Origin of the sequence: Salinimicrobium sediminis (genome assembly GCF_900215295.1) — a bacterium.
In the GTDB taxonomy this organism is placed as follows: Bacteria; Bacteroidota; Bacteroidia; order Flavobacteriales; family Flavobacteriaceae; genus Salinimicrobium; species Salinimicrobium sediminis.
The window spans coordinates 314,211-339,687 of the sequence record NZ_OCMF01000004.1 but is presented as its reverse complement, the minus strand read 5'-3'; the positions used below and the strand labels follow the sequence as shown (position 1 = coordinate 339,687).

The window sequence follows — 25,477 nt, the reverse complement described above, 5'->3', positions numbered from 1 at the left end:
ACTTCAGCTTAAATTCCAAAAGGATAGGTTTCCGGAATTTTACTTCCGTCAGGTTTGAGATGGAGTGGATGTAAAGCCTGGGTTTTGTCGAGAAACAGGAAAGCATCATACCTTTTTGCCATTTTTGAGGGAACATAATTTCCTCTTTCCCGGTGAGGATCATACACTACACCCACTGCACGATGACCAATACTCTTTTTGAGCTTTTCGTTGAGATCAGATCCTTCTTCAAAGAGCAACAACTTATTTCTCGAATCCATGGTATGAAGCAATTTTTCAATACTTCCATCAATGGCCTTGGGTAACTCCATGTTCTGCATAGGGGCGCCCCAGAATTCACCTGCCATTACAGATCCTTCATAAGATCCAAATCCTACCAGTACCACGCCATCTTTTTTATGCTGTTGCCTTACCAGCTGCCCCACGTTGTGTAAACCTGAAGCTGCCATATCTGTGGCGCGCGCATCTCCAATATGCGTATTGTGTTCCCAGACAATGACTTTGGCGTCCTCTTCGTGGTAGTCCATCAAAGTATTTAAGGTTTCTACCATATGGCTGTCCCTCACATTCCAGGAGGAATGGTCAAAATGTGCCATGGCTTCATAATATTTTTCGGCATTCTTAAGTACCAAGGAATTAAGTTCGGCGTTAAGGCCTGCTTCAGGCTCATCCTCATACCGGTCTGCTCTTTGACGCACTTCCCGCAGCAATTGGACCACCTCATTACGACACTTTTGTTTTAATCCGCGGTAGGCGGTAACGTAGGAATCATTTCTCCTGTAGGGTTCAAAACATTCTGCTGTTTGCCGGGCCAGGGCAGCAGTTTCAGGGTCTTCTTTTTCCAGATACTTTACAATAGTTTCCATGGATTCCCAAAGACTGTAAACGTCCAGGCCGTAGAATCCAATCTTCTTTTTGTACTCCAGGTGCCGGTTATAATCTTTAAGCCATTCAGAAAAGGCGGCAATTTCCCAATTCGCCCACATCCAGGTGGGCCAACGATTGAATTCCTGCAGCACTTCGGCAATAGAAGACGGAGTGCCTTTCTGGCTTTTTATCCAGCGATTGATCTTAAAACAATCCGGCCAGTCACCTTCTACCGCAACGAAGGAAAATCCTTTTTCTTTTATTAATCGTTTGGATATTTCTGCACGCCAGGTATAGTATTCATGCGTTCCGTGGCTGGCTTCTCCCAAAAGGACATATTTGGAATCTCCTATCTTTTCAATAAGAGGATCCAGATCTTTAGGTTCCTGCAAGGGAGTAATATGTTCAAAATTACTTTTATCTGAAAAATTTGATATCATGATGCTAAAAATTTGATTTGTATGAAGTTACCAAAAATGAAGCAGGGGAAGGAAAGGTTTAGTAGGAGCTTTAGAAAAGTTTAAGGATGCTTTTATCATTTTTTCTGTAATTTTAGAAATATGCAAACCGTTCAAATCGCAGTTGGAGTACTTATTATTGTATTGATCTTCCTTGATTTTTTCCATACAACCCTGTCAGGAAACGGGTTCGGAATTTTCTCAAGGATTATAAACCAACTGCTTAACAGATTAATCCTTCAAAACAGGAACAGGAAAATCTTCACCTATTCAGGAATTACTCACCTCCTGGTTACCACATTTCTCTGGCTCGCAATCCTGTTTTTAGGAGTTTTTATCATTTATACTGCAGATGAACAAATGGTAGTCAATGGGACAACAGGATTGCCTGCCACCAAAATAGAAAGATTCTACTTTACCGGTTATGTGTTGTCAACGCTGGGAATTGGAGATTTCGTGCCGGGGAATGAAACGAGCAGGATACTAACCGGAATACTTTCTTTCACCGGTTTTGTTTTGATAACCACCGGACTTACTTATCTCCTGAGTGTTTTAAACGCAGTTCTTTCAAAAAAGCAATTATCCTTTTTTATTTCTACAACAGGAGAAGATGTGGAGGAGTTATTTCAATACTTAAAGAAGCAGGACGATCTGGCTTCTCTTGTTTCTGATGCGTCCAGTTTTAGACAGCAAATTCTGCAGAACTCCAGTAGTTATCTCGCTTTTCCTATGTCGAATTACTTTTTGAGCAGAGAAAGAAAATCTGTGCTTATCGTGCAATTGGCTGCCATGTACGAGGTGCTAAAGGTAGTGAGGCTGGATTGGCAGCCCAATACCATCCAATATGAGAAGATTAACTCTATTATTAAGGCAATCGAAAAATTTCTTGAATTAGGCCTGGAAGAACCTGAAGCGGGAGAATTCAATCCTGAAAAGCTGAAAACCCTTAGAAGTTACTGGAAAAAGCATGGGTACGAATTTCCTGAAAATACTTATATCGATAAACAATTCAATTCCAGCCTGCAATATGCAGGTTGGGACTGGGAAGATGTTTACCGGCTCAAGGCCTTTCAAAAATGATGTTTTTAGGAGAAATTATTTTTCGGCTTTTTCCGGAGTGAATTCCATCTTTACCTGTCCGCGGATAAGGTCTTCAAAAGTTTCTCTTTTTCTAATGAGGTGTGCTTTGCCTTCATGCCACAGCACTTCGGGCGGACGGAACCTTGAATTGTAATTGCTTGCCATAGAAAAACAATAAGCTCCTGCATTTTTAAAAGCCAAAATATCGCCTTCCTTGATCTCTGAAATTCTTCTGTTGCTGGCAAAGGTGTCGGTTTCGCAGATGTAACCCACAACCGAATAAAATCTTTCTTTTCCCTCGGGATTGGAAATGTTGTAGATCTCATGACGGGAACCGTAGAGCATCGGCCTGATGAGATGATTAAAACCGCTGTCTACCTGCGCAAAAACTGTGGAGGTGGTTTGCTTGATCACATTGACCTTTACCAGGAATTTCCCGGCTTCACTAACAAGGAATTTTCCCGGTTCAAATGCCAGGGTAAGTTCCTTTCCATATTGTTTACAGAAAGACTGGAATTTAGCAGTAAGTTTTTCTCCTAACTCTTCTATATTGGTTTCAATGTCGTCTTCTTTATAAGGCACTTTAAAACCGCTTCCAAAGTCAAGAAATTCCAGGTCTTTAAACTGGAGGGCAGTGCTAAACAAAATCTCTGAAGCATACAGGAACACTTCAATATCCAGGATATCACTTCCTGTGTGCATGTGAATTCCATTGATGTTCATCCCGGTGTTCTCCACGATCCTTAGAACATGCGGGATCTGGTGAATTGAAATGCCGAATTTTGAATCTATGTGCCCTACAGAAATATTGGTGTTGCCCCCGGCCATTACGTGAGGATTGATCCTTATACATACCGGAACTTCCGGATGTTTTGTACCAAACTGTTCCAGTATAGAGAGGTTGTCGATATTGATCTGGACTCCCATTTTGGCAACCATCTCAATTTCTTCAAGAGAAACCCCGTTAGGTGTATAAATAATCTTTGAAGGATCTACTCCGGCCTGTAATCCCAGTTTTACTTCCTGCACAGAAACTGTGTCAAGACCTGCACCAAGGTTTTGGAAAAGACTTAAAATGGAAATATTTGATAAAGCTTTGACAGCATAGTGAATTCGCAGGTTTTTTACCTTGCTAAAGGCATTGGTAAGCCTGTTATATTGCGAAATGATCTTTTCTGAATCATATACGTATACCGGGCTGCCGAATTTTTCTGCTATTTTTAAAAGATCCTGGTTTGTCATGCTATCTAAAATTAAAGCTGCAAAAATAAGGGAGATTTTTTAGGTGGAACGCACCACCGGTTTAAAAATAACCAATTCCCGTGAATTGTTATTTGCATATGAGACAGAGTTGTAAAATTTAGGTGAGAAAAATTAAATTAGGTAAAGAAATTTTGTAATTTTCCATATTGAAAATCAGAGTCTTATGTTATCCAGACTGGCGCTTTTTCCTTTACAAAACGTGGTTTATCCCGGGGAGAAGCTGCCCTTGCACATTTTTGAAAAACGCTACAAGCAGTTGATCACCGATTGTGAAAAATCCGGGATTAACTTTGGCATTCCTTTGTATAAAGACAATCAGCTGGAATACGGAACTGAAATGGAGCTGTTAAATGTAGTGGTGAACTATGAAAATGGAGCGAAGGATATTATTTGTCGGGGCCTAAGAGTTTTTAGGATTAAAAATTTTGACCCCATGGAAAAGGGGAAATATTATGCCGGGGGAGATGTGGAATTTCTACAGGATAAAGATGATGCTTCAGAAACTTTAAAGAATCAATTGCTGGAGTTGATCCGGGAACTTTATATGCATCTAGGGGTGCCGGGTCCAAAGATCGATATCCCCTCCTTCCGAAGCTATACTTTAGCACATAAAATCGGCCTGTCCCTGGAACAGGAATATACCCTGTTAAAACTGGATTCAGAAAAGGCAAGGCAGGAATTTTTAATTAATCATCTTCTCATTACAATCCCCATAATTCAGGAATTAAATCGCACCAAACAGACTATTGAATTGAATGGGCATTTCAGGAATTTTGATCCCCTGGATTTTACCGAATTTAGGTTGAGGACCAAAAAATAGCAAAATTCCCACGAGCTGCGCGCTGCGCCTAAAAAAGATTGGCATTATCCTATAACATTTGTTACTTTTGTGGACCATAACAAACACTGAAGAAACACCTTATTATGAATATACACGAATATCAGGGAAAAGAGATTTTAAGCAGTTTTGGAGTGCGCATACAGCGTGGGATCGTTGCCCAGGATCCAAAAGAGGCAGTAGAAGCTGCAAAAAAACTTACAGAACAAACCGGTACAGGTTGGCATGTAATTAAAGCTCAGGTTCATGCTGGTGGACGTGGAAAAGGTGGAGGAGTAAAACTTGCCAAAAACCTTCAGGAAGTAGAAGAGATCTCGGGACAAATCATTGGGATGAATCTTGTAACGCCTCAAACTTCTGCGGAAGGTAAAAAGGTACACCAGGTTTTAATCGCTGAAGATGTATATTATCCGGGAGATAATGAGCCGGAAGAATATTATATGTCTGTGCTCCTAAACCGGGCCACCGGAAGAAATATGATCATGTATTCTACCGAAGGTGGGATGGATATAGAAACAGTTGCAGAGAAGACTCCGCATCTTATCTTTAATGAAGAAATTGATCCTTCAACAGGATTACTGCCTTTCCAGGCCCGCAGAATTGCTTTCAATCTTGGTCTTAGCGGAACTGCTTTTAAAGAAATGACCAAATTTGTGATGTCGCTTTATGAAGCCTTCACAAAATCTGATTCTACTCTTTTTGAGATCAACCCTGTCTTGAAGACAAGTGATGACAAAATCATGGCTGTTGATGCTAAAGTAACTTTAGATGATAACGCCCTTTTCCGTCATAAAGATTACGCTGAAATGCGCGACGAGCGGGAAGAAAGTCCTGTAGAAGTAGAAGCGCGTGCAGTGGGACTTAATTATGTGGACCTTGACGGAAACGTAGGTTGTATGGTAAATGGTGCCGGACTTGCAATGGCAACAATGGACCTTATTAAACAGGCCGGAGGAGAACCTGCAAACTTCCTTGACGTGGGAGGTACAGCAGATGCCAAGAGAGTGGAAGAAGCTTTCCGTCTTATTTTAAAAGATGAAAAAGTAAAGGCTATCCTCGTAAATATTTTTGGAGGAATTGTTCGTTGTGATCGAGTTGCTCAGGGAATTGTTGATGCATATAAGAACATGGGGAACATCCACGTACCTATCATTGTGCGTTTACAGGGAACCAATGCAGATATTGCAAAGGAATTGATCGACAATAGCGGACTGGATGTCTACAGTGCAGTAGAATTTCAGGAAGCAGCAGATAAAGTACAGGAAGTGTTGGCTTAAAGTGTGCCAAAACTTAATGAATACGGACCCCGGCAACTGCCGGGGTTTTTTTATGCAGAATCTAAAATGTTAAATTGTAGTTAAGAAGAAAATAGTACTGTAACAAGAAATATATCCCGGCAGTCTTTAAGGTATAACATCAATCAATAATCAATAACTAAAAACGAACTGTCATGAGAAAACTAAAATTATTTTTCGCGGCTTTTGCCTTAATGTTGACTGCATCAACTTTTGCCAATTCAGCTTATTATTTTGAAGCTAACAGGGGCAGCATCACCTATGAAATTGAAAAGATGCTGAAAGATTCAGGGTTAATCATTGAAGAAGAATTTACTGTCACTGTTATCTTCGAAGTGAATCAGGAACAAAAGATTGAGATCTATTCGGTAAAATCTCAGAACGAGGAAGTGAATGAATTTATTGAAAAGAGATTGAACCATCGCAAATTAAAGGGAGAAGGTTGGTCTACAGAAAAATTCTATGAGTTACCTGTTAAGGTGAAATCCAGGAGATAATCTTCATTCCTTTAAATAAAGAACCCGGCTCATCCCCGGGTTTTTTTTTATCCTTACATTAAATATAGTGAAAGTTTTGTTAAAATATATTTCTGGTTGTAACAACTCTCTCTTTTTTAAGTCTTTATAGTAAATCATTAATCATCAAAAAATAAATCAGTCAATCTTAAAACGAATATTATGAAAAGTATCAAGATGTTGTTAGTAGTAGTTGCAATGATCCTTACTTCGGCCACACAGGCCGGAACAGTTGGCAATCCGGATTCAGTTTCTCTAGAAATTGAAAAAATCCTGAAGGAGTTTAAATCGGCAGACGGTAAAACCCTGCAAGTAACTTTGTTCTTCTCGGTTTCTGAAGATCAAAAGATCCAGAGTCTGTCTGTAGCCTCAGACAATAAGGAAGTGAGCAAATTGCTGGAAGAGAAACTTGCCAATAAAGCCTTGCCTTCAGATTGGATGAAAGGTAAGATCTATGAACTTACAGTGGTAAAGCCTCTATGTTAGATTTAGCCGAATTTACTAAACAAAGAATCCCGGAACTCATCACTCCGGGATTTTTTTATGTCATGTCCTGATTCCTGCCTACAGGTTCCTGGGTCTTTAAAGTTACAGATGTAACCCACATTCTGTCTTGGGATTGTTATTCCAGCGGCCGCTACGTTCATCACCTGCTACAGTGCAGTGGGAGCAGCCAATAGAATGATATCCTTTTGCCACAAGAGGGTGAAAAGGCAATTGATGTTTTTCAATGAATTCGTTCCGTTCTTTTTTTGAAACATCTAAGAGAGGATAAAATTTCAGGATCTCTCCTCTCTGTTCAAAAATATCTAATGTGGCCCTATGGTCGCTTTGCCACTCCATTAATCCGCTTACCCAAACGGTATATTTGGATTTTATGAGGTCCAGCGGCTTAACTTTATTGATGTAACAGCAAAAATCGGGATTCTTCTTCCAGGTCTCGTCAGTTTTGGTGAACTCGTGTTCTTCCTTCACCGCACTAATAGATTTTACCCGCAGCCCATAGAGTTCTGTTAGCTGCTCCTTATATTCCAGAGTTTGTTCAAAATGGTATCCGGTGTCAATGAAGTAAACAAGCTGATTCCTGTTAACATCAGAAAATAGTTTGAGCAGAAAAGCAGAGGTGGCAGCAAATGAACTGGTTAACATCACTTCTGCCTCATTAAAATCATTATATAATTCTGAAATTCTCTGGTGAAGGTTGAGGTCTTTGTATTTTTGATTCAGCTGTGCTATTTCAGCAGCTGAAACCTCTCGTTTTTCTGAAATTACCTCCATGAACTACTTCTTTTCTTCCTTTTTGGGCATTGGGCCGCGTTTGTAGATCACCAGGCCGTTAAGGAAATTCCGCAGGAATTGATCCCCGCATTCCACGTATTTTGGGTGATCCTCACTTCTAAAGATGGCTCCAATCTCACTTTTGGTGACTTTGAAATCCACCAGGGAGCAGATGTGTACTATGTCTTCATCGCGGAGCTTTAAAGCAACTCTAAGTTTTTTGAAGATATCGTTATTGGATAGGGGCATAGGTTGTTTTTACGGGATAAAATTACGAAACCTTACTAAATAAATGGGAGTTCCAACTTCAAAAGTAGAAAAAAGGACGAGTACATCTTTTTTCAATGAATGACAATTTGTCGGTAAAACTCAATCGATATACGCCAAAAAGTCTGAAATATTGCTGTGGTATCTAATTTGACTGGATGTTTTTGAAATTTTAAAAGTATAACCTCAAAATATTACAATTATGAACCTTATTAAAAGAAACACCGACAATTGGCTTCCATCGATTTTTGATGACATGTTTAAAACCGACTGGATGGACAATGGAAACAATGGAATGAGCAGGATTGGAACCAGCGTACCTGCAGTGAACATCGCCGAAAATGATGAATCTTTCACTCTGGAAGTTGCTGCTCCCGGAATGTCCAAAAAAGATTTCAACCTTGAACTGGATAATGGAGTGCTTACTATTTCTTCTGAAGTCAAAAAAGAAGATGAGAAGAAAGAAAATGGAGGAAGATTCACCCGTCGCGAATTTAGCTACACCAGCTTCAAAAGAGCCTTTAGTTTGCCTGAAACTGTAGATCCCGAAAAGATCTCTGCAAAATATAATGAAGGGGTATTGAAGATCGAGCTTCCAAAACGCGAAGATGCTAAAGTACAGGCAAAGAGAATGATCGATATTAAATAATGAACGATAGATTTAGTTAACTGGTGATTAAAATTTAAGAGACGCCCTTCGGGGCGTTTCTTTTTTTAATACCTCTTTAAAATGTCATTTTTGAAACCTTTTCCAGGGTTTCTTTTGACTAAACTTTTTAAATGGAGCTATTTCTTACCTCCGGCTGCGGACCGAGATAACATGTAACCTGTACTTTTGAGATCTTCTTGAACACCCTGGATTATCCTGGGTTCATGTTGAACAAAAAAAGCTCCTTCTGAAATGGTTTTACCAATACCATTCAAAAATCCCCTTTTTAAGACCTCCTTCTTATTCTCGCTTGTGTAATCCTCATCGTATGACATAGGTCATACTCTGTTACCTCTTAACCTTCTAAATTAGTTTGCACAACTAAAAGTATTTTTAATCAGATGAAAAGTTTACTCTTAGGTAACGAAGCGCTTGCCCAGGGGAGTATTGATGCAGGTCTCTCGGGAGTCTATGCATATCCCGGTACGCCGTCAACCGAAATAACCGAGTACATTCAGAAGTCAAAACTCGCGAAGGAGCTGAATATACATACCACCTGGTCTGTCAACGAAAAGACAGCCATGGAGGCTGCACTGGGTATGTCCTATGTTGGAAAGAGATCCATGGTGGTCATGAAGCATGTGGGGCTCAATGTGGCTTCAGATGTTTTTATGAATATGGCTGTTTCCGGAGTTAATGGCGGACTCGTAGTGGTAGTGGCTGATGATCCTTCCATGCACTCCTCTCAAAATGAACAGGATTCACGCTTCTACGGTAAGTTCGCGATGATCCCTATCCTGGAACCGTCAAATCAACAGGAAGCTTATGACAGTATGTTGTATGCCTTTGATCTTTCAGAAGAGGTAAAACTGCCGGTTCTACTAAGGATGGTCACCCGTTTATCACATTCCCGGGCTGGTATAGTATTAAGAAAGAGGCGTGGCCCCAATGATATTAATTTACCGACAGATACCTCGCGATTTGCTTTGCTTCCCATGAATGCGAGAAAGCAATTTGATCTCCTGGTGAATAAACAGGACGCTTTGATCGAATATTCAGAAAAATCCAATTTGAACAGCCTTAAAAAAGGCAAAAACAGGGGAGTGGGAATTCTTGCATGTGGGATAGCCCATAATTATGTAATGGAAAATATAGGAGATGAGGAAACTGATTATTCGATCCTTAAGATCTCGCAGTACCCTTTACCCAAAGAAAAAGTAAAAGCGCTCTACGATCATTGTGACGAGATCCTGGTTGTAGAGGATGGTTACCCTATAGTGGAAGAATTACTGCACAATTATTTTGATGAAGATGACAAAATAAAAGGAAAGTTATCGGGGGATCTGCCGCGAACAGGAGAACTTAATCCCAATATTGTAGGGAGATCTTTAGGTCTTTTCCAGAACAAAATGGCACCCATTCCTTCTGTGGTGACTCCCAGACCGCCCCAACTCTGCGAAGGATGCGGTCATACAGATCTGTTCAACGCCATAAATGAATTAATTCCCGTGATAGGAGACAAAAATGTATTTGGGGATATTGGCTGTTATGCACTCGGGGCCTTACCACCTCTGGGTACCATCAACACCCTTATAGATATGGGAGCCTCAATTACCATGGCCAAAGGTGCCGCAGATGCCGGGCTGGAAAATGCGATTGCAGTTATTGGAGATTCAACTTTTACACATTCAGGCATGACAGGACTCCTGGATGCGGTTTATGAAAATACACCTATCACGGTCATCATTTCAGATAACTCGGCTGTTGCTATGACAGGAGCCCAGGAATCAACGGCAGTGGGAAGATTGCACAAGATCTGTTTAGGAATAGGGGTCCATCCCGATCATTTGAAGACTATAGTGCCACTGAAAAAGAATCACGAAGAAAATGTGGAAATCCTGCGTAATGAATTAAAATATAAAGGAGTATCAGTTATTATTTCAGAAAGGCCTTGTGTGCGATTATCCAGGGATCAAAAGGAGCAAATCAAAGCCAGGATCGCAGCCCTGAATTAGACCAACTCATCCACTAAAATTTAAGAGAACCATGAATACAAATATCATATTATCAGGAGTTGGTGGTCAGGGCATCCTTACCATTGCTGCGGTTTTGGATACCGCTGCTCTAAACCAGGACCTGTTCATAAAACAATCTGAAGTTCACGGGATGAGCCAGCGTGGCGGAGCAGTACAATCTCACGTGAGAATATCTGACAAGGAAATATTTTCTGATCTCATCCCCGAAGGTAAAGCCGATCTTATCCTATCGGTAGAACCCATGGAACTGTTGAGGTATATACCTTTTTTGAAAAAGGATGGCTGGCTGGTAACAGATTCAGAACCTTTCATCAACACCTCCAATTATCCTGAAAAGGACGATCTCTTTGAAGAAATAAAAAAACATCCGAATCATGTGATCGTTGATGCAACTCAAATCGCGAAAAGCATCGGGAATTCAAAAGTTGCAAATATGGTCTTGCTGGGCACAGCATCTGCCATCATTCCTTTGTCCGAAGACAGCTTGCTCGAAGCAATAAAAACCCTGTTTCAACATAAAAGTGAAAAGATCATAAAATTGAACCTGGAAGCTTTTGCTGAAGGTAAAAAAGTAGCAGAAGGAATTACTAATCTGGCTGCGAATCAATAGATCAACAAAAATATTTCTGAAAATAGATATCGGGAGTGGGCTTTTTTAAAAAGCTTATCTCCCGATATTTTTTTTGAGCAGAACCTGGTTTCTATTTACGGCTGACTTATGAAAGCACCATTTTTGAATTCTGAAGCACTTTTTTTATTGCTTCAGACAAAATAATAACCCCTTTTTCAATTTGATCCTTTGGCATGTTTGAAAAGGAAAGTCGCAGCCTGTCATCTTTTTCACTGGCGGGATCAAAGGTTCGACCTGTCACAAAGACCACACCTCTGGAAACACTTTCATTGAAGATCTCGGTTGACTTGATATGAGAAGGTAATTTCAGCCAGACATAAAAACCTCCTTTTGGTTCATTCCAGGTAACTTCTTCGGGCATGTAAGTCTTCAGATACTGCTGAAGCAAATCCTTGCGTTCCAGATACTCACTCCTCAAAAATGTCAAATATGGCTCAAGTTTATTTTGAACTAAAAATTCATTTGCCAGTATCTGCATAAAACTGGAAGTACAGGCATCCAGGGCTTGTTTCACCGTTTCTGCTTTTTCGAAGATCTCTTCAGAAGAAAGCATATAACCCAGTCTGAAACCCGGACCCAGTATTTTTGAAAATGATCCGGTATAGATGATCTCTACATCCTGAACCCCATTAGATTTCATGGCTTTAGTCAGAGATTTCTCTTCCTCGTTGAAATAAAGATCACTGTAGGCATCATCTTCAATTAAGATAATCCCGGTACCGGCCAGGGTTTCCAGGAGTTCTTTCTTCCTTTCGGGGGAATAAATGATTCCGGCAGGATTATGATAGTTAGGCGTAACATATAAGAACTTGGGTTTTCGATCTAAAGATTCGATTTTACTTTTTAAGGCTTCGATATTGATGCCATGCTTATCTATAGGTATACTGTGGATCTCGGCTCCAAAAGTTTCAAAGACTGTTAAAGCTCCCACAAAACAAGGATTTTCTGTAAGTATGATATCTCCTTCATTGACAAATTCCTGGGTAATTATGGATATTGCCTGCAGTGACCCGGTCGTGATCAGGATCTTATTATCGCCTATGATCAGGCCTTTCTTTTCCAGGTAGCTCTCCAATGATTTCACCAGGGGAGGATATCCCGAGGTAGGGCCGTATTGAAAACATAATTTTTTGATCTCTGGGGATAAAGAATTATATAGCTCATCGATCTGTTCTACAGGAAACAGATCATTGTTCGGCATACCGCCGGCAAAAGAGATCAGGTTCTTCCCCGAAGCCTGTTTCATCAATTGTTTAACGTCCTCTGAATGCATGGAATTGACTGCTTTCGAAAATGCATACATAACCTGAAAAATTTAGCTGTTTTATCAAATTAACGAAGATGTAATCAAACAGATGCTGATCAATATCAGCTAAAAACCTTTTTAAAATTTCTTCCTTTACCATACCAAAATTCCTTATTTCTTATGCTGCACTCGAAATTGATCCATCCTGAAAGCATAGTAGTTGTTGGAGGTTCCGACAATATTCACAGTCCCGGGGGAAGAGTTTTGAAAAACCTGCTCGACCATCAATTCGAAGGCGATTTATTCGTGGTCAATCCCAAACAGGACATGGTGCAGGGGGTGAGATCTTATAATGACATCAATGATCTGCCTGAAGTGGATCTGGCAATTATCGCCATTGCTGCAAAATATGTTGTTGAAGCCGTTAGGGTGCTTACGCAAAAGAAAAATACGAAAGGCTTCATAATTTTCTCGGCAGGCTTTAGTGAAAAAGATGAGGCCGGTGCGCTATTGGAGAAGGAGATCGTTAAGCTCCTTGACAAAGCAGGCGGTAGTTTTTTAGGTCCCAACAATATTGGAATGATCAATAAACATTATGCCGGAGTCTTTACCACTCCCATACCAAAACTTGATGAAAAAGGAGTTGATCTCATCTCAGGTTCCGGGGCGACGGCAGTTTTTATTATTGAAGCGGCTCAGAGTTTTGGATTGACGTTTTCCAGTGTGTATACCGTTGGAAACAGCGCCCAGATAGGGGTGGAGGAGATCCTTGAATATTTAGATCATTCTTTTGAGAAAGGAGTAAGTTCGAAAGTTAAATTGCTTTACATAGAGAGTATCAAGGATCCACTGAAGTTCTTAAGGCATACCACTTCCTTAATAGCTAAGGGCTGCAAGATAGCAGCTATTAAAGCGGGTAGTTCTGAAGAAGGGAATAGGGCGGCTTCGTCGCATACCGGAGCTATTGCCAATTCTGATGTCTTTGTAGACACCCTGTTCAAAAAAGCCGGAATCATTCGATGTTTTGGCAGGAACGAACTTATTACAGTTGCCGGGATCCTTCAGCAAAAAGAAACCGCCGGAAAAAATATAGCTATCATCACCCATGCCGGCGGACCTGCGGTAATGCTGACAGATGTGCTGTCAAATAACGGTTTGAAAATTCCGCATATAGAAGGTAAAGAAAGTGAAGCTCTACTGGATCAATTGTTTGACGGCTCCTCGGTCTCCAATCCAATTGATTTTTTGGCTACAGGCAATGCCGGGCAGTTAAAAGCAATTCTTGAAGTTTGTGAATCCAGTCCCCGGATCGATGCTATGGCAGTTATTTTTGGAAGTCCCGGTTTAACAGCTGTAGACGATGTTTATCAAGTATTGAATGAGAGAATAAAATCTTCTGAAAAACCGATCTACGCCGTTTTACCATCAGTGGTGAATGTGAAAGATGAAATTCAGGTGTTTTTAAAGAAAGGAAATATTGCTTTTCAGGATGAGGTCTTATTCGGACAGGCCTTAGCTAAGGTTTATAATCACGCGTCGGTTAGTATAAAAACTGAAAATCCTGACCCCAAATTTTCTACAGAAATCAGGAAATTGATAGATGCACTTCCCGATGGATATATGCCCACAGAAGCAGCCGTTACATTGCTGGAAACTGCAGGAGTGAAATTCGCTGTTCCACTTCAGGTTAAGAATGAAGCAAAGCTAAACTATTTTGCAAATACTGTAATTTTTCCGGTAGTTCTAAAGGTTGAAGGTCCGTTGCATAAATCTGATGTCGGTGGGGTCATTTTAAACGTATCTAATAAATCCGAACTACATGATGGTTTCCACAAGTTGATGCAGATCGAAGGAGCAACTTCTGTCATGATCCAGCCTATGATAAAAGGCAAGGAAATATTCATTGGAGCAAAGAAAGAAACAAACTATCCTCACGTCATTCTATGCGGACTCGGAGGTATTTTTGTGGAAGTTCTAAAAGATATAAGTGCTTCTATGATCCCTGTTTCAGAAGAAGAGGCTTTAAAGATGATCACAGATCTAAAAGCAGCTCCGATCTTAAAAGGGATTAGAGGTCAGGCCAGTATCAACATTAAATTATTTGCTGAAACCATCGTAAAAATTTCAGATCTCCTGACTCTAGTGCCCGAAATTGCAGAATTAGATCTGAATCCTCTCATGGCATCTGAAAAAGACCTTACAGCCGTAGACGTAAGAATTCGTTTGGAAAGATCAGTTAAGAAGCTGCAGCCTAATGAGACAAATGAGTTCGTTTAAATTGAATCTGAAATCCAGTTGGGCTAAAGCCCTTGGAATAGCGGCTTCTTAACCTCCGCCTAAAGGCGGAGGTAATTCAATTCCCCGGAAAGATTAATATGGATTCCATGAATTGCCCCCGGATTTACCCGGAGGATTTAGAATTAAAATATCAGCAGGGCTTTAGCCAAAATCTTTCTTAAGTTTATTTATCTAAAAGTATCCACCTGTTCCCTGCGCTTTGGATCAAATATTTCTGTCCCGCGGCAATTCCTGTAACAGTCGAATTCGTAGTAATGTCAAAAAGATCATTACTGCCCAAAAAGTCGAAACTTTTATAAGAATTTCCCGGCCAGTTGATGAGGTATAGCAACCGACCTTTATTAGCTGCTGCATCCGGAATTATTATACTGCTCACCTGGTTGTTTATTCTTAAAGTATAGGTGTCATCAGGAATGGAATAAGCTCCTGTGGAAGAAGTAGTGGAGGAGTAGGTCTTGAAATATGGATATTTCCAGGAGACAATTCCGCCGGCGTCGGTAACCAGCACCTGGTCCAGACTACCTCGGGTGGCAGGAAGTATGTAATCTGTGCCCGGGGTACCTATTCCCACTCTGCCTTCAAAATAGCCGGCAAATAATTTTTTCGGATCATTTCCCAGTGCTTTGCTGTAAATACCATAGACAAAGCCGGTTCCCTGTATAGTGCCAATGACGTTGTAGATGCCATAATGGTTCTTGGTTGCACCGAAGGTTTTCCCCACATCGTTCCAAATCCCATAGATCTCTTCATTGGTATTTTGATTAACCTCATTGAAGATCCCGTAATGTATTCCTATTCCGTCGGCCGAAACGCTGTTTTTGATCCCATATTTTTTATCAGCAGTTAGACTTTTGTTGTTGCTCACAATGCCATAGGTGACATTCGTCGGAGTGGAACTGGCATTCTCCACCTCCAGTCCGGTGCGGGTGGTTGCTTCCTCAGTGGCATCTATCATAACTTTGAGTTTCACGTTCTGGGAAGAGCCTCCAATATTTACATTTCCTTTCCGGAAAACTGCCTCGTTGGGATTGGCTGCCGGGCCTGTAGTACCTACCTTATAAAAATCTGAAGATGCTTTTCCCGACATGCCTTCCCATTTTCCTTCGGAAGAATTCCACCAGTAAAACCCCGGAGAAAATTCCCCTTTTTGGGAGGTAAGGAAGATCAGCATTCCGTTTTGATCTGTACCCGGATTGGTGGCCGGAAATTTGTCAAGCCTCGGGATCAAAATACCATCTGCAGGACCGGGAGTCGCAGGATCTGAGGTGTGAATATCCAGTTGTGCCTTGGGATCTGTAGTATTTATCCCCACCTGTGCAGCAGTTTCTGTCAACCACAGGAAGCCCAGCACTAAAATAATAGTGATCTTTTTCAAAGCTGAAAGTATTGTGGGGAGGCACCAAAGAGAATTAAATATAAATATTTATTCTTCTGAAGCAGAGGCTTCTATAAATAATTTAACACTTTATGATGCAGTCTGCACTTTCTCCTGAAGCATTTTGATCTCATCCCGCAACTTTGCCGCTGTCATAAAATCCAGCTCTTTCGCTGCCGACTCCATTGCCTTGCGTTTTTCCCTGATGCGCTTCTCCAGTTGAGGTTTGCTGAAGTATTCTGTTTCCGCTTCCGCAGCTTTAAGATCGGGCGCCACCTCGTAGGTATATAGCTCCGGCTTTTTGCGAACCAGCATGTTTTCGAAAGATTTTTTCAGGGCAGTAGGAGTGATGTTATTATCGGCGTTATATTTTAGCTGCTTTTCTCTCCTGTACTCGGTTTGATCGATCGTTTTCTGCATGCTGTCTGTGATCTTGTCTGCATACATGATAGCTTTTCCTTCCAGATGACGGGCCGCACGACCAATGGTTTGGGTAAGGGAACGGTTACTACGAAGAAAACCTTCCTTATCTGCATCCAGAATGGCTACCAAAGAGACTTCCGGAAGGTCAAGACCTTCTCTCAACAGGTTCACCCCAACCAGAACGTCAAAAAGCCCTTTTCGAAGGTCCTGCATAATTTCCACCCGCTCCAAGGTGTCCACATCACTGTGAATGTAACGGCAACGTATATTGATCCGGGTAAGATATTTTGTAAGCTCTTCGGCCATGCGTTTGGTAAGCGTTGTAACGAGAATTCGTTGATCTTTATCAATTCGTAGTTGCATTTCCTCGATAAGGTCATCGATCTGGTTCAGACTTGGCCGCACTTCGATCACAGGATCCAACAGTCCGGTAGGACGTATCACCTGTTCAACATACATCCCTTCTGTTTTCTGAAGCTCATAATCTGCCGGCGTCGCACTTACATAGATCACCTGATTCTGAAGCGCTTCAAATTCCTCAAATTTTAACGGACGGTTATCCATAGCTGCAGGCAACCTGAAACCGTAATCTACCAGTGTCTCTTTTCTAGACCTGTCTCCGCCATACATGGCATGCACTTGTGGGATGGTAACGTGACTTTCATCCACTACCATTAAATAATCATCCGGGAAATAATCCAGCAAACAGAATGGCCTGGTGCCGGGCAGGCGGCCGTCGAGGTAACGGGAATAGTTCTCGATTCCGGAGCAGTAACCTAATTCCCGGATCATTTCCAAATCAAAGTTGGTTCGCTCATCCAGGCGTTTTGCCTCAAGATGTTTCCCAATGTCCTGGAAGTAATTCACTTGTTTGACAAGGTCGTCCTGTATTTCTCTTATTGCTCCCTGCAAAACATCAGGAGAGGTCACGAACATATTGGCCGGATAGATATTCAAACGGTCGTATTTCTCAATAATGTCATTAGTAGCAGGATTAAAAGCTTCAATTTCTTCGATCTCGTCTCCAAAAAAGTGGACTCTAAAAGCGTTATCTGCATAACTTGGAAAAATGTCAACCGTATCTCCCTTTATACGAAAGTTTCCGTGGCTGAATTCGGCTTCAGTTCGGGAATATAAACTCTGTACCAGCCTGTGAAGCAATTGAGTTCGGGAGATCACCATATCTCTCTGAATGGAAACGACGTTCTTCTTGAATTCCACGGGATTCCCAATTCCGTAGAGACAGGAAACAGATGCCACCACAATAATATCCCTTCTTCCGGAAAGCAGGGAAGAGGTAGTGCTCAAACGCATTTTTTCGAGCTCTTCGTTTATGGAAAGATCCTTTTCAATATAAGTGCCCGAAGTGGGAATAAAGGCTTCCGGCTGATAATAGTCGTAGTAGCTCACAAAATATTCCACGGCATTATCGGGGAAGAATTGCTTGAATTCGGAATAAAGCTGAGCTGCAAGGGTTTTATTGTGCGCCAGGACCAGCGTAGGCTTCTGCACTTCCTGGATGACATTGGCAACCGAAAAGGTTTTTCCGGAACCGGTTACTCCAAGTAAGGTTTGATATTTCTCTTTATTATTGATGCCGTTGACCAGCTGGCTAATTGCCTGAGGCTGGTCCCCGGTGGGTTTAAAATCAGATTTTACCTTGAATTTCATAGAATTTTTTGCTGACCTGCAAAAGTAGCTAATTCCATGGTTTTCGGCAAATTATGCCTGCTCCCAAAATCATAAAGATGAGCGCTCTTACAGGTCGCGTTTCTTCAGCAGCAAATAGGAGAAATAGACAAAAATTGCGGTCCAAATAATAACGACCAACAATTGATACCAATGCACCCCGTAGTCCTTGGTGAATTCTGATCCCAGTTGTGTAGCCGCCGATTGAATAACGTTCAATCGTGAAAAAGGCTCTTTTACCAGCAGCGCCATAGATTCCAGCGGAAAGAATTGTGCTATATTTTCAGCAATATCGGTATCCCTGAAGATCTGGTATTTCATAAGTCCGCGGGCGATGCTTTCGAGGATCCACCAAACGAAGAGGAAGCCCAATGCAAAAGCCGAACGTTTGATCAACATTCCCAGGAACATGCAAAAGGCGAAAAATCCTGTAAGTTTTATAAAATATGCCAGCAGATATTCCATATCAGAAAATATGATGGAGATCTCTGTATAATCTGAAAATATAAGACCAAGGATCAGGGATACAACGAAAAGGAATACGGTGGATAAAAAGGAAAAAGAGACCACTGTAAGGAATTTTGAAAGGATAAATTCCTTTTTGCTCAGCCCGTCGATGAGGTTTTGTTTGATCGTGCGATTGCTGTATTCATTGGAAACCATGGAAACAATCACGATAGCCAGAAACAGCTTAAGCAGCGCAGCGATATAACTGTTAAAATGCCAGATGTATGGAAAATTAAATATCCCCTGATCTGCCACCCGAAAATTTATCCCTCCAAATTTAAATTCTATAGACGCGATTAGTGCGATAAAGGTGATCAGGATAAAATAGGTGGTGATAAGTACTTTGGACGATTTGCTGTACCTTAGTTTATGATATTCTATGTTGAGTAATCGTAGCATTAGACGGTGGTTTGGTTGGTTAACAACAGGAATTGCTCTTCCAGGCTTTCTTTACGTTTTACGAGCTGGGAAAGAATAAGACCATTTTCAAAAAGGTAAGTGTTTAAAGCTTCCGGCTCCAGCGGTTCTTCCAGGAAAGCAGTATATATTTCCCCTTTTTGACTCACCTTACCAATGGCAGGATGAGAATTTAATAGCGCCAGTAGTTTTTCCTCATTGGCAGCTTTAAGCTCAAAAAATCCGAAGCTGGCGTTCATTTGATCCACCGGCCCACTGTATAGTTTTTCACCTTTCCTAATGATCACCACATGCGTACACACCTTTTCAACTTCATCAAGCAGGTGAGATGCCAGCAAAATAGTGGTTCCGCCGGCGGCGATCCTGGTAATGATCTCCCGTATCTGGTGAATTCCCTGTGGGTCGAGTCCGTTGGTAGGTTCATCTAAAATGAGAATTTCAGGATCGTTTAAAAGGGCAGACCCTATAGCAAGCCGCTGTTTCATTCCCAGCGAAAAGGTGCGAAATTTACTGTTCCTCCTGTCTAATAAACCCACCAGTTCCAGCTTTTCATCAATTTTATTAGGAGGTACATTTTTAATTTTACAAACCAGCTCCAGGTTTTGAGCTGCAGTCATATAAGGATAGAAGTTGGGTCGTTCTATGATCGCACCAACTTTCTTAAGGGCTTCATGGGTATTTTGGGTGCCGTCAAACCATTGGAAATCTCCACTGGTCTTGTTCACAACATTCAGGACTATACCGAGAGTTGTGGATTTTCCGCTCCCGTTGGGACCCAGAATGCCATATACATTGCCTTTTTCAATGGAAAAAGACAGATCCTTTACGGCAGTGACCGGTCCATATTTTTTTGTAAGGTTATTCAGTCGAAGTATGGTGCTCAAAATTAACGCGTTTTAACATTCGACGTCTAAGTTAACGTTTTGTTACACCCGTAAATAAAAAGAAGTCTTATTTTTGAGGAAATTCAAGGTATGCAGGAAAAGTTAATGTCAAAAAAGAAGCCGTCATTTCCCGTAAATGACAGGTTTCATAAATACCTTGCAAAATACAATCGCAATACAAAAATTCCCGTTTTTTATGATGACCTGCTCCGGTTTTCGGGATCAATAGTGGTCTACGATCAGCATGAAGAGGATACTTATTGGGTGCGTTGCTATTACCCGGATTATGAAAGGGATGACATAGATAACAGCCTCAAACAGGTATATACCATCCTGCATTCAGACGGGAGCGATGATTCCCTGGAATTTCTGAATGTTGATGCTATTGATTACTGCACCTTCGGAAATTCAAAGCCTTTCAGGATCAAGGTCAGGAATATTCTCAACGACAGTTTTACTTATTTCTATGTAAAGAAAGCCGATGCTTCCCGCATTTACGGGCTTGAATTTGAACATATACTTTCTCCTCACAGGATCAACTTCCTGGTGTACCGCGATACTCTTATTGAGGAACATATTGCCGGAATTCCCGGGGATGTATTTATTGAAAACGAATTGCCTATGTGTGATGAACGTGCTAAAACACAGATCGCCAAGCAGTTTGTGAAATTCAATGAACGCTGTACAATTCGGCTTTTGGGGGACATGAGATCCTATAATTATGTGATCATTCCTACTCATGATTTTGATCATGTGGAGTACCAGATTCGGGCTATAGATTTTGATCAGCAATGCTATGAAGGGAATCTGAAAGTTTACCGGCCACAGTTCTTTAAGGAGAACTTTAAGATGGTGCAGCTGGTTGCGGAAAAGCTTCAGGAGAATTCAATAGAACAATACAGAAGGGAAGAGCGTTCTTTACTTGCAAAGAGAATAATCAACGCCCAGACGAGGTATAAAGAATTGATGCGCTGTATACTAAATGACCAGATCTCCAATGAACCTAATGTAAGGCAGCTGCGAAAAGAACTCTATGAATTCTCGAATGATATGAAGTTCAAAAGAGCCCGCTCCATGGGACAAATCCTTAGAACCGCCCTCGACTTTGTAAAAAGAAATTATGAGGATGTGAATATGAAAAGACTTATATGATTCAAAATTCAAAATTCAGGATTGACTACCTCTAAAAGAAGGAGCCTCAAAAATGTGATTTTTGAGGCTCCTTCTTTTTCTCCAGGGATTTTAAACCCTGAATCCGAAATCTTGAATTAAAAAGTCCTGGCTCTAGGTTCTTGACTCTAGACCGTAGCTGTCTTAACTTTTTTGCTCTTTGTTAAAATACACCAGGTAGTAATACATCTGTTTTTCTTCATCCCAGCCTTTTTCTACAAATTTTTCCGCAGATTCCGGGTTGATGAAATCCATTCTTATCTGGATGTTGGTGTCTAGATTGATCGTGTTCTTTATAGATTTCCTGGCTGCGGTCACAGCTGTATTGGAAATTGGAAAACTGGTAAGGTCTTCGATCTTGTATTTTGGAGCCTTTTCAGTTTTATAGTTTTTAAATTCCGGAATTAGATCGGGATTGTCTATTACCGAATTCAGGAAGGCAGTTTCTTCAAATTCATCATTCTTGGCGAAGTAATCCACACTTCGGTTCATGAACATCACTTCTTCCTTTTTATCTTCCGCAGGAAGCACCACGTCTTTAGCGAAATTCTGGCAGAATTTCAGGTACTTTTTAGTGTGGAAATTCTCATCGGCCAGTACATCAACCCCTAAAAAATTTTCAAGCCAGTATTTGGTATCATATTTATTGGAATCTACCGAAAGGATCTTATAACCTTCGGCTCTGTTGCGGTTTAAAATAAGAGCACCTTTGTCAAGTTTGTTCAGGTTGATCCCCTGCTGAATGATCATTTCCAAAATGCTCTCCTTTTCCTGAAACTGCAGGAAATCGTGCTTCAATTCAGATTTAAAAATTCCGATAGCGTTGGTCTTTTCATTATCGAGCATGATGTTCTCAAAATGTACCACGTAAACCTCTCCACTTTTAATATGCGGATGGGCAGACTGTTCAAAAAGCAAGGTGGTGATCTTCTTTGACTGCTCATGTACATCCTGCGGATTGTCAAAAATGTGATTTACGATCTCATACAACGGGTTGAAATCCACATCCACCTCGTTTGAGAACTGAAAATAATTCTCTTCTTTTTCCCTAAAGGGCTTCAGGAAATATTCCTTAATAAGAGGAGTGATCTCATCATTCAAATGAAAAGGCTGGGTGGAGAGAAAAATATTCTCATTTCGGCTCTTGTTGCCAACCCTGTGAATAGATAGAGACTCAATTTGAGCGTTATATAAATTGATCATATTGAAAAGCTGCGGTTAAGTTACCGGGTTAATTAAATGCGAAAAATAGGAAAAAAGGAACTAGTTCCAGTTCTCGTCGAAAGAAAGATCGTCGTAATCGTCTACGTCGAAATCATCATTAAAGTCCAGCCCTAGGTCATCGGCTTCAGCTTCAAACTCCTTTTCGGGTGCAGCCACGGGCAATTGACCGTGTACAAAGAGAAGATTCGGGTAGTCCATTTGTGGATCGGGTTCTGCGATCTCTGCCAGTTCCACCAAAAAAGTCCACATGCTAAGGAAGTCGTAAATGTAGATCAATTTGGTCTGGGATTCTGAAACCACATCATCAAGTGTTGTCTCATTCATGAGGCGTACAGATGCATCTCCATCTGTAACGTCAAACTGGGAGATCTCCTCCCCCTGGTTCCAATCGTCGTCACTTATGTAGAATGAAGCCATCTCGGTGCCATCAAAACCAAATGATTGTAGTATGGTGTTGTGTAAGTCTTCCAATGTGTTATCGGCCATGATCTCTATATCACGAAACACATCTTCTTCGGCATCAAGAATAATTCTAAATCTATAAAGCATAAATCAAAAAATTGGATTGCAAAGATACATTTTTAGATGACATTTTTCAGCTATCTGCTAAATCTGTGGAGCGTAAATGTCATCGCCGTAAGCAGGAAAAATGCTCCCACCTGGTGTGCAACTCCTAACCATAGCGGCACCGCATAGATCAAGGTTAGGACACCCAAAATAAATTGCAGAAACACTAATCCCAGGAGCCAGTTTATTCCTTTTTGCTGCGGAAGAGTGAGTGCCATTTTTCTTGATCTGAACCAGATATATACTATGACCCCTACTACCACATAAGCCAGGTAGCGGTGAACGAATTGCACCCCACTTTTTCCTTCGATGAAATTCCTCCACAGCGGGTTTTGTTCGATATAAACGGTCTCATGGATCCATTCGCCACCTGTCATTTTTGGCCAGAAATTATGGATCCATCCTGCATCCAGGCCGGCTACAAAAGCGCCCCAAATGATCTGCAGGAGCAGAATGATCATTCCCACCCAAATAAGATTCCTGAAGCTTTTATTGATCTGTTTTTTCTTTGGATAGACCAGGTCCATGGCAACCCAAAAACAGTAGGCAAAAGTTACAAAAGCTGTAGTTAGATGGGCAGCGAGGCGATAATGGCTAACTGCCGGCATATCTACAAGGCCACTTTTAACCATGTACCAGCCAAGAAATCCCTGAAATCCACCCAGGAATAACAGAACAATAGATTTATAAATCGTGGGACGCGTAAGTTGTTTGGTGGCCAGGAAATAGAGGAATGGAAAAACAAAGACCAGTCCTATGAGCCTTCCAATAACCCGGTGCAGCCATTCCCAAAAATAAATTCCTTTAAAATCTTCAAGGGTGAAGTGGTAATGCAATTTCTGGTATTCAGGAAATTGTTTGTAGAATTCGAATTCTTCCACCCATTGTTCCTCTGTCAAAGGGGGAATGGTCCCGGTGATCAATTTGTAATCTGAAATAGATAAACCGGAATTTGTAAGGCGGGTGATCCCACCTACAACAACCATTACAAAAATTAGAAAACAACCGGTGTACAGCCAGTAAACTACTTTCTTATTGTCTTTCATGGGGGTGAATGTGAAGGTAACGCATGATTTATTTAGGGGATAAACCTATTTCTTTTCCTTTTTGAAGCATAAACTCTCTGGCCGCATCATATTCATTTGGAATAACTCCTTCTAAAATGGCTTCTTTGATTGCATCTTTTATGACTCCTATTTCCCTGGAAGGTTTAAGGTCAAAAGTTTCCATGATCTCTTCTCCCGAAACCGGGGGTTGGAAATTCCGCACATGGTCCCGCTCCTCGACTTCTTTAATTTTTTGTCTTACAACCTTGAAATTATTGTGATACCTGCGATACCTCCTCGGATTCTTCGTGGTAATATCTGCTTCACAAAGTGTCATGAGATCTTCAATATCTTCTCCTGCATCAAAAATAAGTCTTCTCACTGCCGAATCCGTTACCTCTTGCGAAAGAACAATAGGACGCGAACTCATATAGACCATCTTTTGTACGAACTTCATCTTTTCATTCAATGGCATTTTAAGGCGCTTAAATAGCTTGTACACCATTTTGGATCCTACAAATTCGTGACCATGGAAGGTCCAGCCCAAATTCTCATCAAACTTTTTTGTGGGAGCTTTACCTATATCATGAAGTAAGGCTGCCCATCGCAGCCACAGGTCATTAGTGTTTTCTGAAATGTTGTCGACCACCTCCAGGGTGTGCCAAAAATTATCTTTGTGGCGCTGCCCTTCAATTTCATCTATCCCTTCAAGTGCAGTAAGTTCGGGCAGGAGCAATCCCAACATTCCGGTTTTGTGTAAAAGGCTGAAACCAACTGAAGGTTTTGGAGAAAGCAGGATCTTGTTCAGTTCATCAACAATTCTTTCACGCGAGATGATCTTGATCCGGTTCCTGTTGCGGGTGATCGCCTGCAGAGAATCCTTCTCGATCCTGAATTGTAATTGCGAGGCAAATCGTATTGCCCTTAGCATTCTAAGCGGGTCATCAGAATAAGTAACGTCGGGGTCCAACGGAGTTCTTATCACTCCGGCGCTTAGATCCTGCAGTCCGTTAAACGGGTCCAGCAGGTCGCCATAGGTCTCATCATTAAGGCTTAGGGCAAGGGCGTTGATGGTAAAATCCCTTCGGTTTTGATCATCTTCAAGAGTACCGGTCTCAACTTCCGGATTCCTGCTTTCTTCAGAATAGCTTTCTTTACGGGCGCCAACAAATTCCACTTCCATATCATATGCCCGTAGCATAGCCGTACCGTAGGTTTTGAAGATCTGCACTTTTGGCTTATGTGGAAGCAGGGAAGATACTTTTTTTGCCAGTTCGATCCCGCTGCCCACTGCGACTATATCAATATCCTTATGTTCCCCACGCTGCAGAATATAATCCCTCACAAAACCACCAATTACATAGCTTTCCAACTGCAGTTCTTTGGCTGCTAAAGAAATAACTTTAAAAATGTTGTTTGAAAGGGCTTGCTTATAGTTGTTCACGTATTGTAAT

The 25,477-nt window shown here is 41.2% G+C and carries 23 protein-coding genes; 10 read left to right on the top strand and 13 right to left on the bottom strand.

Annotated elements, in window-relative coordinates:
- Positions 1-8: 8 nt before the first annotated feature.
- On the bottom strand, positions 9-1,307 hold the full coding sequence (locus CRO16_RS14470) for an erythromycin esterase family protein (protein WP_097057103.1): 1,299 nt from the start codon (positions 1,305-1,307) through the stop codon (positions 9-11).
- A 120-nt stretch (positions 1,308-1,427) separates the two neighbouring features.
- On the opposite strand from CRO16_RS14470, the gene CRO16_RS14465 reads away from it, so the two are divergent.
- Positions 1,428-2,405 carry a potassium channel family protein gene (locus tag CRO16_RS14465; protein WP_097057102.1) on the top strand — a complete coding sequence of 326 codons (978 nt, stop codon included), beginning with the start codon at positions 1,428-1,430 and terminating at the stop codon, positions 2,403-2,405.
- Positions 2,406-2,420: 15 nt separating this feature from the next.
- Here the strand turns inward: CRO16_RS14465 and lysA are convergent, their stop codons facing one another.
- Positions 2,421-3,647: a diaminopimelate decarboxylase gene (gene lysA, locus CRO16_RS14460; RefSeq protein ID WP_097057101.1), complete on the bottom strand. Its 1,227-nt coding sequence runs from the start codon at positions 3,645-3,647 to the stop codon at positions 2,421-2,423.
- A gap of 184 nt (positions 3,648-3,831) precedes the next feature.
- On the opposite strand from lysA, the gene CRO16_RS14455 reads away from it, so the two are divergent.
- The 4 genes from CRO16_RS14455 to CRO16_RS14440 all read left to right on the top strand — a co-directional run bounded on the left by CRO16_RS14455 (position 3,832) and on the right by CRO16_RS14440 (position 6,802).
- Complete coding sequence (locus CRO16_RS14455) at positions 3,832-4,488, top strand: LON peptidase substrate-binding domain-containing protein (RefSeq protein ID WP_097057100.1); 657 nt, start codon at positions 3,832-3,834, stop codon at positions 4,486-4,488.
- 104 nt (positions 4,489-4,592) lie between these two features.
- Entirely contained in the window at positions 4,593-5,783 is a 1,191-nt protein-coding gene (gene sucC / locus CRO16_RS14450; protein ID WP_097057099.1) for an ADP-forming succinate--CoA ligase subunit beta, read from the top strand.
- A gap of 173 nt (positions 5,784-5,956) precedes the next feature.
- The gene (locus CRO16_RS14445; protein WP_143544554.1) at positions 5,957-6,298 is read left to right on the top strand and encodes a hypothetical protein; all 342 of its coding nucleotides are present in this window, start codon (positions 5,957-5,959) and stop codon (positions 6,296-6,298) included.
- 180 nt (positions 6,299-6,478) lie between these two features.
- Positions 6,479-6,802: a hypothetical protein gene (locus CRO16_RS14440; RefSeq protein WP_097057097.1), complete on the top strand. Its 324-nt coding sequence runs from the start codon at positions 6,479-6,481 to the stop codon at positions 6,800-6,802.
- Between the two features lie 102 nt (positions 6,803-6,904).
- On the opposite strand, the gene CRO16_RS14435 is transcribed toward CRO16_RS14440, so the two are convergent.
- Both CRO16_RS14435 and CRO16_RS14430 read right to left on the bottom strand, forming a co-directional pair.
- On the bottom strand, positions 6,905-7,594 hold the full coding sequence (locus tag CRO16_RS14435) for a phosphoadenylyl-sulfate reductase (protein WP_097057096.1): 690 nt from the start codon (positions 7,592-7,594) through the stop codon (positions 6,905-6,907).
- A 3-nt stretch (positions 7,595-7,597) separates the two neighbouring features.
- A complete protein-coding gene (locus CRO16_RS14430; RefSeq protein ID WP_097057095.1) occupies positions 7,598-7,843 on the bottom strand; it encodes a DUF1456 family protein in 246 nt (81 codons plus the stop codon).
- 220 nt (positions 7,844-8,063) lie between these two features.
- On the opposite strand from CRO16_RS14430, the gene CRO16_RS14425 reads away from it, so the two are divergent.
- The 3 genes from CRO16_RS14425 (at position 8,064) to CRO16_RS14410 (ending at position 11,156) form a co-directional block, all read left to right on the top strand.
- Complete coding sequence (locus tag CRO16_RS14425; protein WP_097057094.1) at positions 8,064-8,510, top strand: Hsp20/alpha crystallin family protein; 447 nt, start codon at positions 8,064-8,066, stop codon at positions 8,508-8,510.
- 401 nt (positions 8,511-8,911) lie between these two features.
- Positions 8,912-10,525, top strand: a complete 1,614-nt coding sequence (locus CRO16_RS14415; RefSeq protein ID WP_097057092.1) for a thiamine pyrophosphate-dependent enzyme — start codon at positions 8,912-8,914, stop codon at positions 10,523-10,525.
- 31 nt (positions 10,526-10,556) lie between these two features.
- Positions 10,557-11,156 (top strand): indolepyruvate oxidoreductase subunit beta, encoded by a 600-nt coding sequence (locus tag CRO16_RS14410; RefSeq protein WP_097057091.1) that lies wholly within the window; start codon positions 10,557-10,559, stop codon positions 11,154-11,156.
- A 106-nt stretch (positions 11,157-11,262) separates the two neighbouring features.
- Here the strand turns inward: CRO16_RS14410 and CRO16_RS14405 are convergent, their stop codons facing one another.
- Complete coding sequence (locus CRO16_RS14405; RefSeq protein WP_097057090.1) at positions 11,263-12,480, bottom strand: aminotransferase-like domain-containing protein; 1,218 nt, start codon at positions 12,478-12,480, stop codon at positions 11,263-11,265.
- A 123-nt stretch (positions 12,481-12,603) separates the two neighbouring features.
- Here CRO16_RS14405 and CRO16_RS14400 point away from each other — a divergent pair, with 123 nt between their 5' ends.
- Positions 12,604-14,700 carry an acetate--CoA ligase family protein gene (locus tag CRO16_RS14400; protein WP_097057089.1) on the top strand — a complete coding sequence of 699 codons (2,097 nt, stop codon included), beginning with the start codon at positions 12,604-12,606 and terminating at the stop codon, positions 14,698-14,700.
- A gap of 184 nt (positions 14,701-14,884) precedes the next feature.
- Here the strand turns inward: CRO16_RS14400 and CRO16_RS14395 are convergent, their stop codons facing one another.
- From CRO16_RS14395 to CRO16_RS14380, 4 genes are all read right to left on the bottom strand, one after another.
- Entirely contained in the window at positions 14,885-16,096 is a 1,212-nt protein-coding gene (locus CRO16_RS14395; protein WP_245859062.1) for a hypothetical protein, read from the bottom strand.
- 90 nt (positions 16,097-16,186) lie between these two features.
- Positions 16,187-18,190, bottom strand: coding sequence for an excinuclease ABC subunit UvrB (gene uvrB, locus CRO16_RS14390; protein ID WP_097057088.1), 2,004 nt, complete (start codon positions 18,188-18,190; stop codon positions 16,187-16,189).
- A gap of 87 nt (positions 18,191-18,277) precedes the next feature.
- A complete protein-coding gene (locus CRO16_RS14385) occupies positions 18,278-19,114 on the bottom strand; it encodes an ABC transporter permease (protein ID WP_097057087.1) in 837 nt (278 codons plus the stop codon).
- Positions 19,114-20,016, bottom strand: coding sequence for an ABC transporter ATP-binding protein (locus CRO16_RS14380; protein ID WP_097057086.1), 903 nt, complete (start codon positions 20,014-20,016; stop codon positions 19,114-19,116). The genes CRO16_RS14385 and CRO16_RS14380 overlap by 1 nt, the downstream gene beginning before the upstream one ends.
- A gap of 90 nt (positions 20,017-20,106) precedes the next feature.
- On the opposite strand from CRO16_RS14380, the gene CRO16_RS14375 reads away from it, so the two are divergent.
- Entirely contained in the window at positions 20,107-21,168 is a 1,062-nt protein-coding gene (locus tag CRO16_RS14375; RefSeq protein ID WP_097057085.1) for a hypothetical protein, read from the top strand.
- Positions 21,169-21,330: 162 nt separating this feature from the next.
- Here CRO16_RS14375 and CRO16_RS14370 read toward each other — a convergent pair whose 3' ends face one another.
- The 4 genes from CRO16_RS14370 to CRO16_RS14355 are packed head-to-tail and all read right to left on the bottom strand — an operon-like array spanning position 21,331 to position 25,467.
- Positions 21,331-22,389, bottom strand: coding sequence for a nucleoid-associated protein (locus CRO16_RS14370; RefSeq protein WP_097057084.1), 1,059 nt, complete (start codon positions 22,387-22,389; stop codon positions 21,331-21,333).
- 60 nt (positions 22,390-22,449) lie between these two features.
- Complete coding sequence (locus CRO16_RS14365; RefSeq protein WP_097057083.1) at positions 22,450-22,959, bottom strand: IS1096 element passenger TnpR family protein; 510 nt, start codon at positions 22,957-22,959, stop codon at positions 22,450-22,452.
- A gap of 50 nt (positions 22,960-23,009) precedes the next feature.
- Positions 23,010-24,023, bottom strand: coding sequence for a COX15/CtaA family protein (locus CRO16_RS14360; RefSeq protein ID WP_097057082.1), 1,014 nt, complete (start codon positions 24,021-24,023; stop codon positions 23,010-23,012).
- Positions 24,024-24,051: 28 nt separating this feature from the next.
- Positions 24,052-25,467, bottom strand: coding sequence for a CCA tRNA nucleotidyltransferase (locus CRO16_RS14355; protein WP_097057156.1), 1,416 nt, complete (start codon positions 25,465-25,467; stop codon positions 24,052-24,054).
- Positions 25,468-25,477 lie beyond the last annotated feature (10 nt).

What these genes read in the sequence shown, in the direction of transcription:
- CRO16_RS14470 (WP_097057103.1), bottom strand. Translation starts at nt 1,307, where the DNA reads ATGATATCAAATTTTTCAGATAAAAGTAATTTTGAACATATTACTCCC.
- CRO16_RS14465 (WP_097057102.1), top strand. Translation starts at nt 1,428, where the DNA reads ATGCAAACCGTTCAAATCGCAGTTGGAGTACTTATTATTGTATTGATC.
- lysA (WP_097057101.1), bottom strand. Translation starts at nt 3,647, where the DNA reads ATGACAAACCAGGATCTTTTAAAAATAGCAGAAAAATTCGGCAGCCCG.
- CRO16_RS14455 (WP_097057100.1), top strand. Translation starts at nt 3,832, where the DNA reads ATGTTATCCAGACTGGCGCTTTTTCCTTTACAAAACGTGGTTTATCCC.
- sucC (WP_097057099.1), top strand. Translation starts at nt 4,593, where the DNA reads ATGAATATACACGAATATCAGGGAAAAGAGATTTTAAGCAGTTTTGGA.
- CRO16_RS14445 (WP_143544554.1), top strand. Translation starts at nt 5,957, where the DNA reads ATGAGAAAACTAAAATTATTTTTCGCGGCTTTTGCCTTAATGTTGACT.
- CRO16_RS14440 (WP_097057097.1), top strand. Translation starts at nt 6,479, where the DNA reads ATGAAAAGTATCAAGATGTTGTTAGTAGTAGTTGCAATGATCCTTACT.
- CRO16_RS14435 (WP_097057096.1), bottom strand. Translation starts at nt 7,594, where the DNA reads ATGGAGGTAATTTCAGAAAAACGAGAGGTTTCAGCTGCTGAAATAGCA.
- CRO16_RS14430 (WP_097057095.1), bottom strand. Translation starts at nt 7,843, where the DNA reads ATGCCCCTATCCAATAACGATATCTTCAAAAAACTTAGAGTTGCTTTA.
- CRO16_RS14425 (WP_097057094.1), top strand. Translation starts at nt 8,064, where the DNA reads ATGAACCTTATTAAAAGAAACACCGACAATTGGCTTCCATCGATTTTT.
- CRO16_RS14415 (WP_097057092.1), top strand. Translation starts at nt 8,912, where the DNA reads ATGAAAAGTTTACTCTTAGGTAACGAAGCGCTTGCCCAGGGGAGTATT.
- CRO16_RS14410 (WP_097057091.1), top strand. Translation starts at nt 10,557, where the DNA reads ATGAATACAAATATCATATTATCAGGAGTTGGTGGTCAGGGCATCCTT.
- CRO16_RS14405 (WP_097057090.1), bottom strand. Translation starts at nt 12,480, where the DNA reads ATGTATGCATTTTCGAAAGCAGTCAATTCCATGCATTCAGAGGACGTT.
- CRO16_RS14400 (WP_097057089.1), top strand. Translation starts at nt 12,604, where the DNA reads ATGCTGCACTCGAAATTGATCCATCCTGAAAGCATAGTAGTTGTTGGA.
- uvrB (WP_097057088.1), bottom strand. Translation starts at nt 18,190, where the DNA reads ATGAAATTCAAGGTAAAATCTGATTTTAAACCCACCGGGGACCAGCCT.
- CRO16_RS14385 (WP_097057087.1), bottom strand. Translation starts at nt 19,114, where the DNA reads ATGCTACGATTACTCAACATAGAATATCATAAACTAAGGTACAGCAAA.
- CRO16_RS14375 (WP_097057085.1), top strand. Translation starts at nt 20,107, where the DNA reads ATGCAGGAAAAGTTAATGTCAAAAAAGAAGCCGTCATTTCCCGTAAAT.
- CRO16_RS14370 (WP_097057084.1), bottom strand. Translation starts at nt 22,389, where the DNA reads ATGATCAATTTATATAACGCTCAAATTGAGTCTCTATCTATTCACAGG.
- CRO16_RS14365 (WP_097057083.1), bottom strand. Translation starts at nt 22,959, where the DNA reads ATGCTTTATAGATTTAGAATTATTCTTGATGCCGAAGAAGATGTGTTT.
- CRO16_RS14360 (WP_097057082.1), bottom strand. Translation starts at nt 24,023, where the DNA reads ATGAAAGACAATAAGAAAGTAGTTTACTGGCTGTACACCGGTTGTTTT.